Source organism: Ligilactobacillus sp. RTP31139st1_D10_RTP31139_211217 (genome assembly GCF_040226755.1).
In the GTDB taxonomy this organism is placed as follows: Bacteria; Bacillota; Bacilli; order Lactobacillales; family Lactobacillaceae; genus Ligilactobacillus; species Ligilactobacillus animalis.
Genome location: NZ_JBCOAR010000010.1, coordinates 66,878 through 82,960, shown reverse-complemented (window position 1 = coordinate 82,960; position 16,083 = coordinate 66,878). Strand labels below are relative to the sequence as shown.

13 protein-coding genes are annotated in these 16,083 nt (G+C 40.2%); 3 read left to right on the top strand and 10 right to left on the bottom strand.

All coding sequences use genetic code 11. The features are described from left to right. Nucleotides 1-631 precede the first annotated feature (631 nt). From ABT996_RS07290 to ykzS, 8 genes are all read right to left on the bottom strand, one after another. A complete protein-coding gene (locus ABT996_RS07290) occupies nucleotides 632-2,695 on the bottom strand; it encodes an LTA synthase family protein (RefSeq protein ID WP_035448385.1) in 2,064 nt (687 codons plus the stop codon). Nucleotides 2,696-2,804: 109 nt separating this feature from the next. Then, nucleotides 2,805-3,038, bottom strand: a complete 234-nt coding sequence (locus ABT996_RS07285; RefSeq protein ID WP_004051512.1) for a YkuJ family protein — start codon at nucleotides 3,036-3,038, stop codon at nucleotides 2,805-2,807. 131 nt (nucleotides 3,039-3,169) lie between these two features. After that, nucleotides 3,170-4,189, bottom strand: a complete 1,020-nt coding sequence (locus ABT996_RS07280; protein ID WP_035448387.1) for a lysylphosphatidylglycerol synthase transmembrane domain-containing protein — start codon at nucleotides 4,187-4,189, stop codon at nucleotides 3,170-3,172. Next, entirely contained in the window at nucleotides 4,189-5,211 is a 1,023-nt protein-coding gene (locus ABT996_RS07275) for a glycosyltransferase family 4 protein (RefSeq protein ID WP_010688423.1), read from the bottom strand. The genes ABT996_RS07280 and ABT996_RS07275 overlap by 1 nt, the downstream gene beginning before the upstream one ends. Nucleotides 5,212-5,224: 13 nt before the next feature. Next, nucleotides 5,225-6,406, bottom strand: a complete 1,182-nt coding sequence (locus tag ABT996_RS07270; RefSeq protein ID WP_035448389.1) for a glycosyltransferase family 4 protein — start codon at nucleotides 6,404-6,406, stop codon at nucleotides 5,225-5,227. A 193-nt stretch (nucleotides 6,407-6,599) separates the two neighbouring features. Next, nucleotides 6,600-8,321 (bottom strand): phosphoenolpyruvate--protein phosphotransferase, encoded by a 1,722-nt coding sequence (gene ptsP, locus ABT996_RS07265; protein ID WP_010688425.1) that lies wholly within the window; start codon nucleotides 8,319-8,321, stop codon nucleotides 6,600-6,602. Beyond that, on the bottom strand, nucleotides 8,321-8,587 hold the full coding sequence (locus tag ABT996_RS07260) for a phosphocarrier protein HPr (RefSeq protein ID WP_010688426.1): 267 nt from the start codon (nucleotides 8,585-8,587) through the stop codon (nucleotides 8,321-8,323). Before ABT996_RS07260 ends, ptsP begins: the two co-directional genes overlap by 1 nt. Nucleotides 8,588-8,782: 195 nt before the next feature. Continuing rightward, nucleotides 8,783-8,971: a protein YkzS gene (gene ykzS / locus ABT996_RS07255; protein ID WP_010688427.1), complete on the bottom strand. Its 189-nt coding sequence runs from the start codon at nucleotides 8,969-8,971 to the stop codon at nucleotides 8,783-8,785. Nucleotides 8,972-9,124: 153 nt separating this feature from the next. On the opposite strand from ykzS, the gene ABT996_RS07250 reads away from it, so the two are divergent. From ABT996_RS07250 to ABT996_RS07240, 3 genes are all read left to right on the top strand, one after another. Next, complete coding sequence (locus ABT996_RS07250) at nucleotides 9,125-11,287, top strand: ATP-dependent Clp protease ATP-binding subunit (RefSeq protein ID WP_035448391.1); 2,163 nt, start codon at nucleotides 9,125-9,127, stop codon at nucleotides 11,285-11,287. Nucleotides 11,288-11,439: 152 nt separating this feature from the next. Continuing rightward, entirely contained in the window at nucleotides 11,440-11,715 is a 276-nt protein-coding gene (locus ABT996_RS07245; protein ID WP_010688429.1) for a DUF1827 family protein, read from the top strand. A gap of 146 nt (nucleotides 11,716-11,861) precedes the next feature. Beyond that, entirely contained in the window at nucleotides 11,862-13,013 is a 1,152-nt protein-coding gene (locus ABT996_RS07240) for a MucBP domain-containing protein (protein WP_010688430.1), read from the top strand. Nucleotides 13,014-13,112: 99 nt separating this feature from the next. Here the strand turns inward: ABT996_RS07240 and ABT996_RS07235 are convergent, their stop codons facing one another. Both ABT996_RS07235 and ABT996_RS07230 read right to left on the bottom strand, forming a co-directional pair. After that, nucleotides 13,113-14,690 carry a peptide chain release factor 3 gene (locus ABT996_RS07235; RefSeq protein ID WP_035448393.1) on the bottom strand — a complete coding sequence of 526 codons (1,578 nt, stop codon included), beginning with the start codon at nucleotides 14,688-14,690 and terminating at the stop codon, nucleotides 13,113-13,115. 121 nt (nucleotides 14,691-14,811) lie between these two features. Next, entirely contained in the window at nucleotides 14,812-16,068 is a 1,257-nt protein-coding gene (locus ABT996_RS07230) for a hemolysin family protein (RefSeq protein WP_035448395.1), read from the bottom strand. Nucleotides 16,069-16,083: the final 15 nt, after the last annotated feature.

The following is a 16,083-nucleotide window of genomic DNA, read 5'->3' as shown; positions in this document are numbered from 1 at the left end:
TTATTGCTCTTATCACTTAGATAAGAGACCCTGCACATTTGCTTATCGAAACTTTGTTCAGTTTTCAAAGATCTACTTAATTGATTTACCTAACCGATACAATCAACATAATTATTATATCATATCTGATTTTCGTTGTCAATAACTTTTTAAATTATTTTTCCAACGTCGTAATCAGACGACTTATTTATCTTATCAAAACCATTAATCAATGTCAATAAGAAAATAATTTTTTGTTATGCTGTAACAAATCAGCTTAAATATAATATCATGATTTTCAAGATGATGTCAACATCTTTTTTATATTATATTTTTAAGCAACTGCTCTGCATCAGCAACTTTTATAGTATACCAACATCTATCAAGAAACGTCAATAACTTTTTTAGATTTTTTTGAATATATTCAAAAATTTTTTCCTAATACTAAAATATAACCTTATCTCTCTTTACTATTCCTATAGCACATTCTCAAAAAAGAGCCTGTGACATCGCTTTTTTATACCAAAACATTTACACCCAAGATCAACTTAGCAGACAACAAAAAAACGCTCCGATGCGTATTTTGCATCGGAGCGTTTTTCCTATTAGCTATACGGAACTACTTGTGTTGTTTTACACGCTTTTGCCTAAACTATTTCAGTTCAGGAGCGTCTGTTTCGTATAGGTTTTCAGTTGAATTGCCATTATTTTGCTGCAAGACACTCGTTGGTTTATCCTTTTGTGCCTGTTTGAGCTGTTTTAGGCCTTCTGAATACTTATAGTTGTATTTAGTCTTATCGGTCGCCTTAAAGCCTGCAGGTGTGTAGAAACGCAACAGATCGCCTGTGATGATCTTATCGGAAAGTGATAACTCTTCATCAACGTATTCTGTCTGTGCTTTAACTTGTGCCTTTTGCTCGGCCGTCAAACTATCTGTAACATCTTCACCCTTGTCATTATAGATCGTACTTCCGATCTTGGTAAATGTAGGTGAAACAAAGTCACCATTTCTAAAGGCAACTGTTTGATTACGATCCTTAGCCAATAAATCATTACCTAATTGGATCGTATCCGTATTCTTGATCCCCAAAAGGTCTAATAAGGTCGGCATAACGTCGATCTCACCGCCATAAGTATGATCGACTCCGCCCTTGATCCCATTAACATGGATCATGAATGGAACCTTTTGGAACTGTGCTAGATCATAACTATCCACGCTCTTCTTACCAAGTAATTGCGCGATCGCCTTTTTATGGTTATTTGAGATGCCATAATGGTCACCATAAACAACGATCATCGAATTATCATAGAGACCTGCTTTTTTCAAATAACTGATAAATTCGCCAAAAGCATCATCTAAGTACTTGGCTGTTTGAACATAACCGTCAACCGTGCTATCACCTGTTGTCGTCTTTTCGATCGTTTGATTTTGCTTATCAAGTTCGTATGGATAGTGGTTTGTGACCGTGATCAACTTTGCATAGAACGGTTGCGGTAACTGTTCGATGTACTTAACCGACTGTTGTAAGAACAGTTTATCCTTCAAACCATATCCGATACTATAGTTAGACTTATTCTTGTAGTAGTCTTCACTAAAGAAATATTGATATCCCCAAGACTTATAGGTATTATCGCGATTCCAAAAACTACCAACATCTCCGTGAAATGCCGCTGTTGTATAGCCTTGTTGGTCCATAATAGCTGGCATCGCTTGGAAGGTATTATTGGTACCATAAGAGGTCATAACTGACCCTGATGGTAAACCAAAGAGTGATGTTTCTAACATCGTTTCAGCATCAGAAGTCTTCCCTTGTCCTACTTGGTGGTAGAAATTATCAAAGGAGATCGTGCTTTGATCGCTATAAAATTGATTGATATTTGGCGTTACTTCCTTACCATTAACTTTATAGTTGATCATAAATTGTTGGAAACTTTCCAAATGGAAAACAAAAACATTCTTACCTTTTGCTTTACCATAGTATTCTGGATTGACTGTTGTTTTGTTTTTTTCCAAAAACTTCAAGACCTGATCCATATCACTACTACTTGCACCAGCTCTTGTAGCACTTTCCTTATGCGTTTGGTAAGCGTTATAAGCAGCATAGAAGTTAATACCTAAATATTTAACAATATAGTTATTGTCAAATGTACGTGTCAGCAGTTGTGGGCGGTTCTTTTCGGCTAAACCTAGATTAGCTGCAAACAAAACACATGATAACAGTGTGACTCCGATCGGATAGCGGAACTTGACTGGTCGTGTATCGATTTTGATGACCTTAAATACCAATAGTAATGTCAAAATGATCACATCTACAAAGACCCATAAGTCACTAAGATGTAAGATCTCGCCAATACTTAACGATAAATTATTTGAAACTGATCCTGAAGACTTAATAATCCCCATCGATAGGAAATCAGAAAACTCCCGATAGTACAAAATATTGGCAAAAAGCCATAATGAGGCGATCAAATCGACGATCATCATGATCCAATAGGACTTCTTACCTCTAAAATAAAGGGCGATGCCTAAAAGTAATAAACCTGCTGGGAGCGGATTTAACAAGAGTAAGAAGCGTTGCATGCTGTCATTGATCCCTAAGCTGAACTTATTAACATAAACAGCATACGTTTTAATCCAAAGTAATACCAGAGTTAAAATAAAAAACCCTGTGCGCGTATTCAGCCCATCACGGACTTTCTTTAGCACTGAACGCATCTAATTGCCTCCAATAATTAAGTAGTATTTAATTGTCTATGCGTCAAATTATAGTTTAATATCCTATGAAAAAGATAGTCATTCCACAAGATTTAAAGATATTTTAAAATTAGTCGTTTAATAAGTCGTAGATCTCCATCGCTGCTAGATCGATATCATCAAAATCGAACTTTTGATGTGTTGCTAATTCTTCTAATTCAAAAGTTTGTGTTGCAGGATCGTATGTTACGAATCCTCTTTCTTGTCCTTCACGTTCAAAACGACGTGATTGAACTTCATTTGTGTCTGCTTTCATCATCGCATCTAGTCTTTCGATAATTGCCACAAGTTGTGAATTTTCCATAGATATAAATCTCCTCTTCATTTAAGTAGATCATGGGCCTACTTTTGATATACCTTAGCAAATTATATACTAACACACCAAATATAATGAAACAATTCAAAAAAGTTGAAGATTTTAGGATATTCTTCTCTTTAATCTTGTTTTGAATATTTATCTGGCTTGATCACTAAGGCTACCATGCCACCAAACATCCCTAAGTAGTAAGTGATGATCCGCCAAATTATCATTGCCAAGACCAGCTTGCTCCCGCTGTTGACAAAGGCCGAAAAAATCAGTGAAAAACTGTATTCGGCCCCTCCAGCTCCTCCAGGGATCGGGAATAGTGAGATCACCATCACGATCAAAACGTGAAGCGTCATTACCGTCAACAATTCAGCATGTTCGACCCGTAAAGCCAACAGGATAAAAAACGGGATGATGTAATAGAAAAATAGTTGGACCAAATTGATCAAACTAATTTTGAACAACAAGCGGTAGTTAGCTTTCAATTGTAAGCTCTCCCGATAAAAGTTATCGATCTTTTCATTGATCAACTTATCATATTTTTCATAACGTTCTGGAGCTAAAAAACGTTTAAAAGGGTGCAAGCATAGATTTGTTATCTTCTTAGTAAAGTCATACCAATACATTATCAACAACAAACCTAAGATCACTGCCAAATGGATCAAAAAGCCAAAGATCAACAGTAATCCCATAACATGCAATTTATCAGCGATCAAATGAAATCCTAAAAATAAACAAACAATGAAATTTAAAACGATCATCGATTGATACACCACAAATTTCATCAATAAGATCGAGGTCGCACGTCCAGCATCTACCCCAGATTGCAACAAGGCAAATAACTGCGCTGGCTGTCCGCCTGAAGCAAACGGGGTGATCCCGTTAAACAAAGCTTCGATCAACGGGATCCGCAACGAATCCTTAAAAGAATAAGTCGGGAACTGTCTTTTCAGCAATTCTTTGACTACAAAGCCCTCGCAACAAATCGACAGCGCCATACATAACACGGCTACTGCGATCCACCACCAATTAAGATGTGTGATATCACCAACTAAGTCATGATAGGAGATCCCTTGAACAGAATAAAAAAAGATCCCGCCCCCGATCAATATCATTACCAAGAGGGCTAATTTATTTTTCTTTGACATCACACTTTCCCCGCTTGCTTTTTATAGTAATCTAACCAGATCAAAGCCAGGCGATCTTCTGAATAAAATTTAGCTGCTGCTTTAGCCCGCTCACGCAATTTAGCCAATACATCTGGATCTTTGGCTAACTCTTTGAGCTTTTTTTCCATCTCATCGATATCAGCACAACCAGCATAATAACCCGCGATCACACCTTCATAAAGCTCGAGTTCACGTAAGACAACGGGTGTCTCACAGCTAAATGCTTCCAGCACACTCATTGGGAACAGTTCATTGTATGATGGTAACAAGAAAACATCAGCCAAGTTGTAATACTCACACATTTCAGTTCGTTCGACGATCCCCGGAAAATGTAAATTCTTAGGTGGATCGTCGACGACCTTTTTCAACTCTGCATAGCCATCAGTGATCATTCCAAACGAAAAGCCTCCGACCCAAACGAATTCGAATTCAGGATTGCGCTTAGCCAGCTCGATAAAATCAAAGACGCCTTTTCTTTCCTGGATCTGCCCAACACCGACGATCAAAAATTTATCGGTAGGCAACTTTTTTTCCACACGTAACTGCTTTTTGGCCTCACTAGCGATCGGATGAAATTCCTTTTTAGATACAAAATTAGGAATATAAGTTATCTTCTCACGAGCGATCCCATAAGCTTCCAGTTTAGGAATAAAAGTCGGATTAACAACGACTAGGGCATCCATCCGCTTATAAAAAGCGATCACATAGCGATACAATACTTTACGTGCGATCCACGGTAACTTGAGACTTCCCTCCAGTGTTTCTGGCAAAAAGTGAACGTAACCCACTTTTTTGCCCCGACGTTTGGAAAAAGTCGAAAAGAAAAACTTTAAGTCGATCGTGTGATAGTGACTGATATCAGCTGGACCAAACTCATTGATCGTGATCGCCAACTGCTCAGGATAGTATTTTTCTAGCAACTTTATCAGTTCGGTATATGCACTGCCCACCCCTTGGCCTTTGACCTTAGTTGCCGACGAATACATGTGAACATTTAACATTAGAAAACTCCTTTTAGCTGTGTTCTTTTGAGTAGGTGGTTTGACTCAACTCCAGATAGTGTTCCTTACTGCGTTCATAAAATTGTAAGATCTTTTCACCAAACTCATCAGCTGAGATCTCTTTTAACTTCTGTTGTAACGGTTTAGGATCTTGATATTTGGCTGGCTTCGTCAAATATTCAACTACTAACTCAACAAATTCTTGTAAAGTCTCAAAATTTGCACCGATCGTCCGATCACTTAGAAGTTCAGCCGTGTATGGGCTTTTCGAGGAGACCACTTTAGTCCCAGCTGCCAACGCCTCGATATACGTTAGTCCTTGCGACTCTGAGACCGAAGTTGAAACAAATAGATCAGCGGCATGATAAAACTCACTCACTTGAGTATTGTCCACTTCACCTGTAAAGATGATATCTTCGGTCAATTCGAGTTCTTTTACTTGATCTTGCAATGATTCTTTAGCTGGGCCATCACCTACGATCAACAATTTGACCCCTGGGACTTGAGCTTTGATCGCAGGAAAACTAGCTACCATACGATCGATATCTTTTTCAAAGGCCAAACGACTCAACGTTAATAACAAAGGCGCATCTTCAGCTATCCCATAGTGTTTTCGAACATTATTTTCACTAGCAACTTTAAAACGCGTCAGATCGACCCCTGTAGGAATAACAGTGATCGGTTCTTTGACACCATAACGAGTCAACGTCTCTAAGACCCGTTCACTTGGTGCCACGACCCCACTCATTTTTTCGCAAAATGAACAAGTCATCAAGCGTACATGGGATGGTTTCAATAATTTCCCTTTAGCCACGTAATGCAAATAATCTTCATACATCGTATGGTAAGTATGAACACACGGGATCTTTAGCGCTTTAGCTACAAATTTCCCGATCAAGCCCATTGAAAATTCAGTTTGCGTATGAACAATATCTAGATTTAATTCCTTAGCTACTTGATAAGACTGAAACAGCCCTCTAACAGCGATGCGTCTATCGGTAAAAGAAATAAACGGAATGCTAGCAAAGCGAAATACATTGCGCTCATAGACATTTTTCTCGACATCAGGATCAGTAGTCGTAAAGATATAGACCGTATGTCCTTTTTGTTCTAATTGGGAACGCAAAGTATCGATCGATGTCGCAACTCCGCTGACTTGCGGAAAATACGTATCTGTAAATATGCCGATATTCACAAGCACCTTTCCTCCTCAACTTTTTATCAGTTTTAATTATATGGTTTTAACTATTCCTTTGCAATGCTCTCACTGATGCGAAGAGCAAAAAAATACTATTCTTAATATTTTAACATTTCTCGACTGATTTTAGACAAAAAGAGACCAGAAATCTCTTTCCGGTCTCTTCTCTTTAAGATAAGTTGATCAAATTTTACTTCGTGTATTCAGCTACTAAAGCTTCAACTTCTTCAGTTGTTTCGCAATCTTCAACTGCTTTTTGAGCTAATTCTTGCATCTTAACTGAATCAAGTTTCTTCAACAAGCTACGTGTCTTCAAGATCGAAGTTGCACTCATTGAGAATTCATCTAAGCCTAAACCAAGCAACAATGGCACAGCAACTTGATCGCCAGCCATTTCACCACACATACCAGTCCACTTGCCTTCTTTATGAGAAGCATCAATGATGTTCTTGATCAAACGCAAGATAGATGGGTTATATGGTTGGTAAAGGTAAGATACACGTTCGTTACCACGGTCAGCTGCCATCGAGTATTGGATCAAGTCATTGGTTCCGATACTAAAGAAATCAGCGTACTTAGCTAACTTGTCTGCGATCATTGCAGCAGCAGGAATCTCCATCATCATTCCGACTTCGATATCGTCAGAAACTGGGATACCTTCTTTAACTAACTTAGCTTTTTCTTCTTCAAAGATTGCCTTAGCATCTTTGAATTCCTTGACAGTAGCGATCATTGGGAACATGATAGCCAAACGTCCATAGTGAGAAGCACGTAACAACGCACGCAATTGAGTACGGAAGATATCTTGGCGATCTAACGAGATACGGATCGCACGGTAACCCAAGAATGGGTTTTCTTCTTCTGGTAGTGGTAGGTAAGGAAGATCTTTATCCCCACCGATATCCATTGTACGTACAACAACTTGTTTGCCGTCCATGCCTTCAACTGCTTCTTTATAAGCTTCGAATTGTTCTTCTTCTGTTGGAAGCTCACTTGCATCCATGTATAAGAATTCAGAACGGAACAAGCCAACTGCTTCTGCCCCATTGTCAACAGCACCTGTAACATCCTTAGGTGTACCAATATTAGCCCCTAAGATAACTTCTTTGCCGTCTTTGGAAACAGATTTAGCATCTTTTAATTGTTGCCATTCAGCCTTTTGAGCTTTGAAATCAGCAGCTTTTTGTTCATATTCAGCCAATTGTTCGGCAGTTGGATCAACAACTGCATCCCCAGCAATACCATCAATAATGACCATATCGCCTTCTTTGATCTCAGTCGTTGCTGAGCCAGAACCTACAACTGCAGGGATCTCAAGCGTTCTTGACATGATAGCCGAGTGCGATGTCCGCCCACCGATATCAGTGATAAAGCCCTTAACAAAATTGCGGTCTAACTGTGCTGTATCAGATGGTGTCAAGTCATGCGCTACGATCACGACTTCTTCGTTGATCAAAGCTGGGTTAGGTAAAGTTACACCCAACAAATGACTCATAACACGCTTAGTTACGTCACGAATATCACCTGCACGTTCTTGCATGTAAGCATTGTCTGTCATACCTTCAAACATGGAGATAAACATGTCGGTCACGCTCTTCAACGCAGCTTCAGCATTAACTTTTTCATTCTTGATTTGATTTTCGATTTGACCAATCATTTCAGGGTCAGCCAAGATCGTCAAGTGCGCTTCAAAAACTTCAGCTTCTTCAGCACCTAAGTTTTGGGCAGCTTTTTGCTTGATAGCTTCAAGCTCACTCTTGGAGGCTGCAACAGCATCATCTAAACGCTTAATCTCAGCTTCTGGATCAGAGATGCTGGTTTCAGAAAATGAAAGGTCAGGTTGCACGAGCATGTAGGCTTTTGCGGCTGCAATTCCGTCACTAGCTGCGATACCCTTCAACATTTTCGTCATTATTCAGCAAGTCCTTCCTTTGTCATTGTTTCTGTGATAGCAGCGATTGCTTCTGCTTCATCAGCACCATCAGCAGAGATCACAACGTCAGCGTTTTGACCTACACCTAATGACATAACACCCATGATAGATTTCAAGTTTACTGATTTACCTTGATATTCTAAAGTAATATCTGAGTTAAATTTACTTGCAGCTTGCACCAAAAGTGTAGCTGGGCGTGCGTGAATACCTGTTTCTGCGATTACGTGAAATTCTTTCTTTTCCATTGTGGATCATGCTCCTTTAAATATAAATAAGATTTGTGCAACAATTAGTAAACAAATTGATTACAGCTGCAAAAGAATTCGTTTACATTAGCGATTACACTAAGTATTGCACCTGCTATAAAAAGATAATACCATGAATTATTTATCAAGACAAGGCATCACTCTTAAACATTTTGATAATATGTCAAAAAAAATTTATTTATCATTTTTATGATAATGATAGATAACTCCGCCGCCACGTTTAGCTGTGCCGACTACATTTTTCCGATAATTATAATTTAGTAAAATTTTTTGAAAATCCATAAATTCAGCGGTTTCGATCTCAAATTCTGTGATCTCACCTGCATGCAAGCGATCTAATAGAGCTTGATAATCTTTTTCCATCCTGCTACCCCCTCTCGCACATTTTTAAATTATACCATCTACCGATTTTTTTGCTTGCACTTAAGATAAAAATTTGTATAATAAAGCTACAAAGGTCAAAGTTGGTCAAACTAATTTTGACATTAAATTTTACCGGAAAGGTCGTGAATAGCTATGTTATGCCAAAATTGTCAGCAAAACCAAGCTACGCTACATTTAACAACAAACATCAACGGTCGCCAAACTTCGATCGATCTTTGTCCTAACTGCTATCGCGCTTTGAAAAATCAAAGTCAACTACCTCCATCTTTAGATGATATCTTCCAAGATTCCTTTGGTAGTGACCCATTCGCTGATTTCTTCAAAGAGATTAACCAACAAAATCAACAGCGCCATACACCCGCACAAGAACCGCCAACAAAAGCCGGTGATAATGGGGATAACGGTAGCATTTTAGATAAATATGGGCTCGATCTCACTGCCCAAGCTAAAGCGGGCCAGATTGACCCCGTCATTGGGCGTGACCGCGAGATAAAACGTGTAACTGAGATCTTGAATCGTCGCACTAAAAACAATCCTGTTCTTACTGGTGAAGCCGGCGTTGGTAAAACTGCAGTGGTCGAAGGGCTTGCCCAAAAGATCGTTGACGGCGATGTTCCACAAAAACTATTGAATAAAAAAGTCATCCGCCTAGACGTTGTTTCCTTAGTCCAAGGGACCGGGATCCGCGGTCAATTTGAACAACGCATGCAAGAATTAATGGATGAATTGAAACAAAAACAAGATATCATCCTCTTTATCGACGAGATCCATGAGATCGTTGGCGCTGGGAACGCTGAGGGTGGCATGGATGCTGGTAACGTCTTAAAACCAGCTCTAGCTCGAGGTGAATTTCAACTCGTCGGGGCTACTACTTTAAACGAATTTCGGACGATCGAAAAAGATGCTGCCTTAGCGCGGCGTCTACAACCCGTTCAAGTCGAAGAACCATCTAAAGAAGAAGCTTTAGCGATCTTACTCGGCCTGCGCGCTAAATATGAAAGCTATCATCAAGTTGCTTATACTGATGAAGCTCTTGAAAGTGCGATCCAGCTTTCGACACGTTACATTCAGGACCGCTATTTGCCGGATAAAGCGATCGACCTCTTAGATGAAGCCGGCTCGCGTAAAAATCTAGCCTTGCAAGCCTTTGATCCAAGCGAAGTCAAAGCTAAGATAACCCAAGCTCAGGCAAACAAAAAAGCTGCTTTAGACCAAGAAGATTACGAAAAAGCAGCATTTTACCGCGATCAAGTCGCTAAACTAGAAGAACACTTAACGGCTAAACCCCAAGCTAAAAGCGAAGTTACCGCCCAAGACATGGAAAAGATCGTCGAAGAAATGACCTCCATCCCTGTCGGCGAACTCAAACAAAAAGAGCAAGCGCAATTACAAACCTTAGCGCAAACACTTAAGCAGAATGTTATCGGCCAAGACCGCGCCGTTGATAAAGTTGCCCGCTCGATCAGACGTAATCGGATCGGCTTTAATAAATCGGGCCGGCCGATTGGTTCATTTCTGTTTGTCGGTCCTACAGGGGTCGGTAAAACGGAAGCAGCTAAACAACTGGCTTTAGAATTATTCGGGACGACCGAAGCAATGATCCGCTTTGACATGAGCGAATATATGGAAAAATTCTCCGTCTCCAAATTGATCGGTTCGCCTCCAGGTTACGTTGGTTATGAAGAAGCTGGTCAATTGACCGAACAAGTTCGGCGCCATCCATATAGCTTGATCTTATTAGATGAGATCGAAAAAGCTCATCCCGATGTCATGCATATGTTCTTACAGATCTTAGATGATGGTCGCTTGACTGATTCACAAGGTAAGACTGTCAGCTTTAAAGATACGATCATCATCATGACAAGTAACGCTGGTTCAGGTGATCCGATCGTCAACGTTGGCTTTGGCACGACGGAAAGCACACCTAACTCTGTGGTCGATAAATTGACTAAATACTTTAAACCAGAATTCTTGAACCGTTTTGATGATATTATCGAGTTCAATGCTTTGACTAAAGAAAATCTTGACCAGATCGTTGAGTTGATGCTCGAAAAAGTCGACCAAACGCTCCAAGAAAATGGAATGTCACTTAAAGTTTCGACCAAAGCTCGCCAGAAATTAGTCGAATTGGGCTATGATCCTAAGATGGGTGCGCGTCCATTACGCCGTACGATCCAAGACCAGATCGAAGACAAAGTGACCGACTTTTACCTTGACCATCCCCAAGTTAAAGACTTTTACGCCGACCTGACCGACGATACGATCGTGATCAGCGAAGCAAACGTCACTGAATAATTCAACAAACTGGGAGTTTTTTTACCAACTTCCCAGTTTTTTATTTTCAACATTTTTGTCAGATAGTTTATAATAGATATATAGAATTGGTAATTTGAAGCATACATTTTACTTCAAAAATTTTACTATATTTAGCAAAGGGGGAAATCAACATGCAACTGATCGATGTTACCAACAGCTACTCACGCATGATCCAACATGAATTAGTTAAATCACCAGTTCATTTCATCAAAGTATATACCTTAGGGAATTCAAAAGTCGTCTATAAGAAAAAACATGCTTTTTCTGAGATCGTGATCTCAAATAAAATTCGCCGGATCACCCCTAAAGAAATTGAATTTGTCAAAACTAAGCTTTTAAAAGACCGTGCCGACGCTGCGACTGTTACTACTCAAGGAAACTTAGTGGAAATAAATTTGGAGAACTAAGACCTAGAAACCTCGTAAGCTACCTTACGGGGTTTTTTATTATTAAGTACTAAAAAAATTTAGATTACCTAGTAATAATTTTGTGCAATCATTTTAGAGATACGTTATAATTGACGTGATACTGATACGAGGGAGGCGAGTTCAAGTTGGCACCGAAAAGACAAAAAAAGACAAAACATCCAAATAATGAAAAACACCGGTCACGCTTTGCTAAGCGTTCTAAGATCGAAATAGCTCCGGTCAAAGAAGCATTGCTCGAGGAACGACCAGAGATCGAGATCGAAAAAACTGCGCCAGCTCAGCAACCTATCGCCCCGGCGCCACCACTAAAAAAAGAAGCAGAGATCGTATTAGACCAAAAACAAGCGGTCACAACTAAAAATGAGATCAAGAAAAAAGCCACTACACAGGATTCAACTGTTATCTTGATCTTCCAAGATGAAGATAAGACATTCTTAGCTTCACCGCAGATCATCTCGGGTAAGCGCCACGAACCGATCAAATTTAGATTCAAAGATTTTGAAGGCTACAATTTGATCCGTGTTGATGGTTTTACGAGTGATTTTGTCTTGCCTTACGCTGCGATCACCTTTACCTATCGTAAAAAAGATGCTGGTAACATTTGGATCTTTTGCCAAGATATCGATGATCGCCGGTTCTTGCAAAAGCCAACTTTTGTTAAGGGAAAAGTCGGTGATGAGTTTTCCCTTTCATCACCTGCGATCCGCAACTACACTCTCTTACGGGCTCGCGGTTTGACACATGGGGCCTTTACTTATGATCAACAGGCTGTTACCTATTTCTATCGCCGGGACAGTTGGAAAGATGTTGATTATACCCCGCATTATCTAAAATTCAAGCAGTCCCTACCTTGCTTAGATGCTCCTGATGGGCAAGTGACCGATGTGATCTTAGCTAAAGATACCATTTGGCAAACTTTTGAAACGATCATTACCGATAACGATCAACGTTGGTATTGCTTAGGCGGCAGTATTTGGATCAAATATGATGCCGAATTGATGACAATGTTGGATAAAAAGCCAGCTGTGATCAGCGACCGTGATACCCTTGATATTGATCTCCCACGCTCGATCGATCTGCGCCATAATGCGATGATCGACTTTATCCCAGATGGTGAACTCGTCCTATACGATAAACCATTCGGCCAAAAAGTCGGGTTGATCAGAAATGGTCAGATCGTAACCTTGACAGGCCGGATCAGAGTGGATGGAATGCTTTGGTTTGAAGTCAATGGTCTTGGGTGGACGATCCGTGAATATCTAAACTTGGATCCGTAAAATAACTATACTAAAAAGCTCAGAACTGACAGTTGAGATGTAGATCTCAACTATCAGTTCTGAGCTTTTATTATTTAATTAGCGCTTATCTATGTGAGATCATAGTTTTGCCGTTAATTTTACATCAGGATACTTATCTTTGAACCATCTTTCGGAAAATTCATTTTCAAAAAGAAATAGGGGCGCACCTTGACGATCTTTAACGAGCAAGTTTCTTGAACTCGACATCTTTTCATCTAATTGTTCTGGGTCGATCCAACGGGCGATCTTATTACCCATTGGTGTCATAACGACTTCAGAATTGTATTCATTTGCCATTCTAAATTGGAAAACTTCAAACTGCAATTGACCGACCGCACCTAAAATATAATCACCGGTGCTATAACTTTGATAGAGCTGAACTGCCCCTTCTTGCACCAATTGTTGGATCCCTTTATGGAATGACTTTTGCTTCATCACGTTCTTGGCTGTCACACGTGCGAATAATTCTGGCGTAAATTGTGGTAATTTTTCAAATTCGATCGCCTTTTTACCCGTATAGATCGTATCCCCTATCTGGAAATTCCCCGTGTCATACAACCCAATGATATCTCCGGCTACAGCAGTTTCAACTGTTTCACGTGTATCAGCCATGAATTGAGTCGAATTAGAGAGACGGATCTTTTTGCCTGTTCGGTTCAAGAAAACATCCATTCCGCGGTCAAATTCACCCGAACAGATCCGGACAAAGGCGATCCGGTCACGGTGGTTAGGGTTCATATTAGCTTGGATCTTAAAAATAAAGCCCGAGAAGGTCGGATCAGCTGGTTCGATCTCACCGCCAGCTTGGGTCTTATGCGCAGCTGGTGCAGGCGCGAATTGAAGATATGCATCTAAAAATGTTTTGACCCCAAAATTCGTCAAAGCCGAACCAAAGAAGACTGGTGTCAATTGACCATTTGCGATCTTTTCTTCGTCGAATTCATTGCCGGCATCCTTGACCAATTCAACTTCTTCTAAAACTTGTTGGTAGATACTATCTTCTTTTAACGGATCATCACCTTTGATCTCGCCATTTTCATCGAGTTCAAGGAATTTTTGTCCATCGGTTTCTGAGCGGTAAAGTTCGATCCGATCGTTATAGATATCATAGATCCCCTTAAGACCTTTACCCATCCCGATCGGCCAATTCATCGCATAGGCATCGATCCCTAAAACTTCTTCAAGTTCGGCAGTCAATTCTAAAGGTTCCCGGCCATCACGGTCTAATTTGTTGATAAATGTAAAGATCGGGATCCCCCGCATTTTACAAATTTGGAAAAGTTTCTTAGTTTGGGGCTCGATCCCTTTAGCCGAGTCGATCACCATCACGGCTGAATCGACCGCCATCAATGTTCGATACGTGTCTTCGGAAAAGTCCTCGTGCCCAGGGGTATCAAGGATATTAACGCGTTTGCCTGCATAATCGAATTGCATGACCGAACTCGTAACTGAGATCCCACGTTTCTTTTCGATCTCCATCCAGTCAGATTTAGCAAAATTACCACTCTTTTTAGCTTTAACTGTCCCAGCTTGGCGAACGACGCCCCCAAATAAAAGTAATTGTTCTGTGATCGTTGTCTTACCCGCGTCAGGGTGAGAAATGATCGCAAATGTCCGTCTTTTTTCAACGGCTTGTTTTAGTTCATCTGTTTTCATATTTACCTCACAATTAAATTCTATATCAGCTTTTGGCTAACTTCTCTAAATGTCACATATTATCTTACTTTAAAAAAAGGTCGGTTTCAACACTTAGTTAAAACCGACCTTTACTATATAATCAATTTTTTTGATCTTCTTTTGGATTCAACGCTCTAAACTTACGCCAACCTGAAAGCTCAGGTGGGATCACTGCTAAAACTTGCGTGATCCGAGCATCATCAACGATCTCAACTGTTTTCAACACTAAACCATCATCTTCGGTGACCGTCAAGACTTCATCGTCATCCGGGATCTTCCCTGTTTTAGCGATAATATAACCCGCAACGGTATCGATATCATCCATTTCAAGCTTCGTCCCAAATTCATCATTGAATTCTGTCAAAGTCATTTTCCCTTGGACGATAAATTCATTTTCAGCCACTTGCTCGATCAATTTATCGGGTTCATCGGATTCATCTTCGATCTCACCGACGATCTCTTCTAAAATATCTTCTAAAGTCGTCAAACCTACGACCCCACCATATTCATCTAATAGGATGGCCATTTGGTTTTGTGTTTTTTGCATCTGCAAGAGCAACTCATCGACTGGCATTGTTTCTGGTACAAAGAACGCTGGATGCATCACCTGTCGGATCGTTAGCCGCTCAAAGCCATAACGCCGCGCCCGCTTTAACACGTTTTTGATATGCACGATCCCAACGATATTGTCTTTATCTTCATGATAGACTGGGATCCGCGAATAGTCCATTTCTAAAATACTGTCGATATTCCGATCATTATCATTTGTGATATCGATCATGAACGTATCGATCCGTGGTACCATAACTTCCCGTGCCGTTTTGTCGTGTAAAGATAAGACACCATTTATCATCTCAAAATCAGTCGTATCCAATTCACTTTCTTCACGCTGCCGTTGAATATTTTCTACGATCGTTTCAAAAGACATCTCTGTTGGCTCGTTGATCTGACCTCTTTGCTGAACTAATGCAACTATCTTAGTAAGTGGCCATAAGATCACATTTTCAAGTTTGAGTAACCACCCTAACTTTTGGCACAATAAGCCACTATTTTCGACTGTCACTTTGCTAGCCAGGCCAAATTCTAGCCCGATCAAGCCCAAAACTAAGACGATCAAGGCTACGAGCCCCCAAGTACCTCTGACGATCTGCGTTATACTAGCCATAGCTAAGAAGCCAAATGCGATCTTGCTTAAATAGGCTGCGATCCAGCTGTTAGCCCGATAATTTAGGCTATCTTTTTGGGCATCGGTGCTCTGACGCAATGCCTGCTCCCCAATTACATTTAAGCTAAATACAACGACCGCGATCAATGCGATCATTCCCCATAACAGGGGCTGTCCAGGATCTGATCCCATACATAAATCACCTTT

Bases quoted from the DNA above. Each gene is read 5' to 3' on its own strand.
- ABT996_RS07290 (WP_035448385.1), bottom strand. From the start codon at position 2,695: ATGCGTTCAGTGCTAAAGAAAGTCCGTGATGGGCTGAATACGCGCACA.
- ABT996_RS07285 (WP_004051512.1), bottom strand. From the start codon at position 3,038: ATGGAAAATTCACAACTTGTGGCAATTATCGAAAGACTAGATGCGATG.
- ABT996_RS07280 (WP_035448387.1), bottom strand. From the start codon at position 4,189: ATGTCAAAGAAAAATAAATTAGCCCTCTTGGTAATGATATTGATCGGG.
- ABT996_RS07275 (WP_010688423.1), bottom strand. From the start codon at position 5,211: ATGTTAAATGTTCACATGTATTCGTCGGCAACTAAGGTCAAAGGCCAA.
- ptsP (WP_010688425.1), bottom strand. From the start codon at position 8,321: ATGACGAAAATGTTGAAGGGTATCGCAGCTAGTGACGGAATTGCAGCC.
- ABT996_RS07260 (WP_010688426.1), bottom strand. From the start codon at position 8,587: ATGGAAAAGAAAGAATTTCACGTAATCGCAGAAACAGGTATTCACGCA.
- ykzS (WP_010688427.1), bottom strand. From the start codon at position 8,971: ATGGAAAAAGATTATCAAGCTCTATTAGATCGCTTGCATGCAGGTGAG.
- ABT996_RS07250 (WP_035448391.1), top strand. From the start codon at position 9,125: ATGTTATGCCAAAATTGTCAGCAAAACCAAGCTACGCTACATTTAACA.
- ABT996_RS07245 (WP_010688429.1), top strand. From the start codon at position 11,440: ATGCAACTGATCGATGTTACCAACAGCTACTCACGCATGATCCAACAT.
- ABT996_RS07235 (WP_035448393.1), bottom strand. From the start codon at position 14,690: ATGAAAACAGATGAACTAAAACAAGCCGTTGAAAAAAGACGGACATTT.
- ABT996_RS07230 (WP_035448395.1), bottom strand. From the start codon at position 16,068: ATGGGATCAGATCCTGGACAGCCCCTGTTATGGGGAATGATCGCATTG.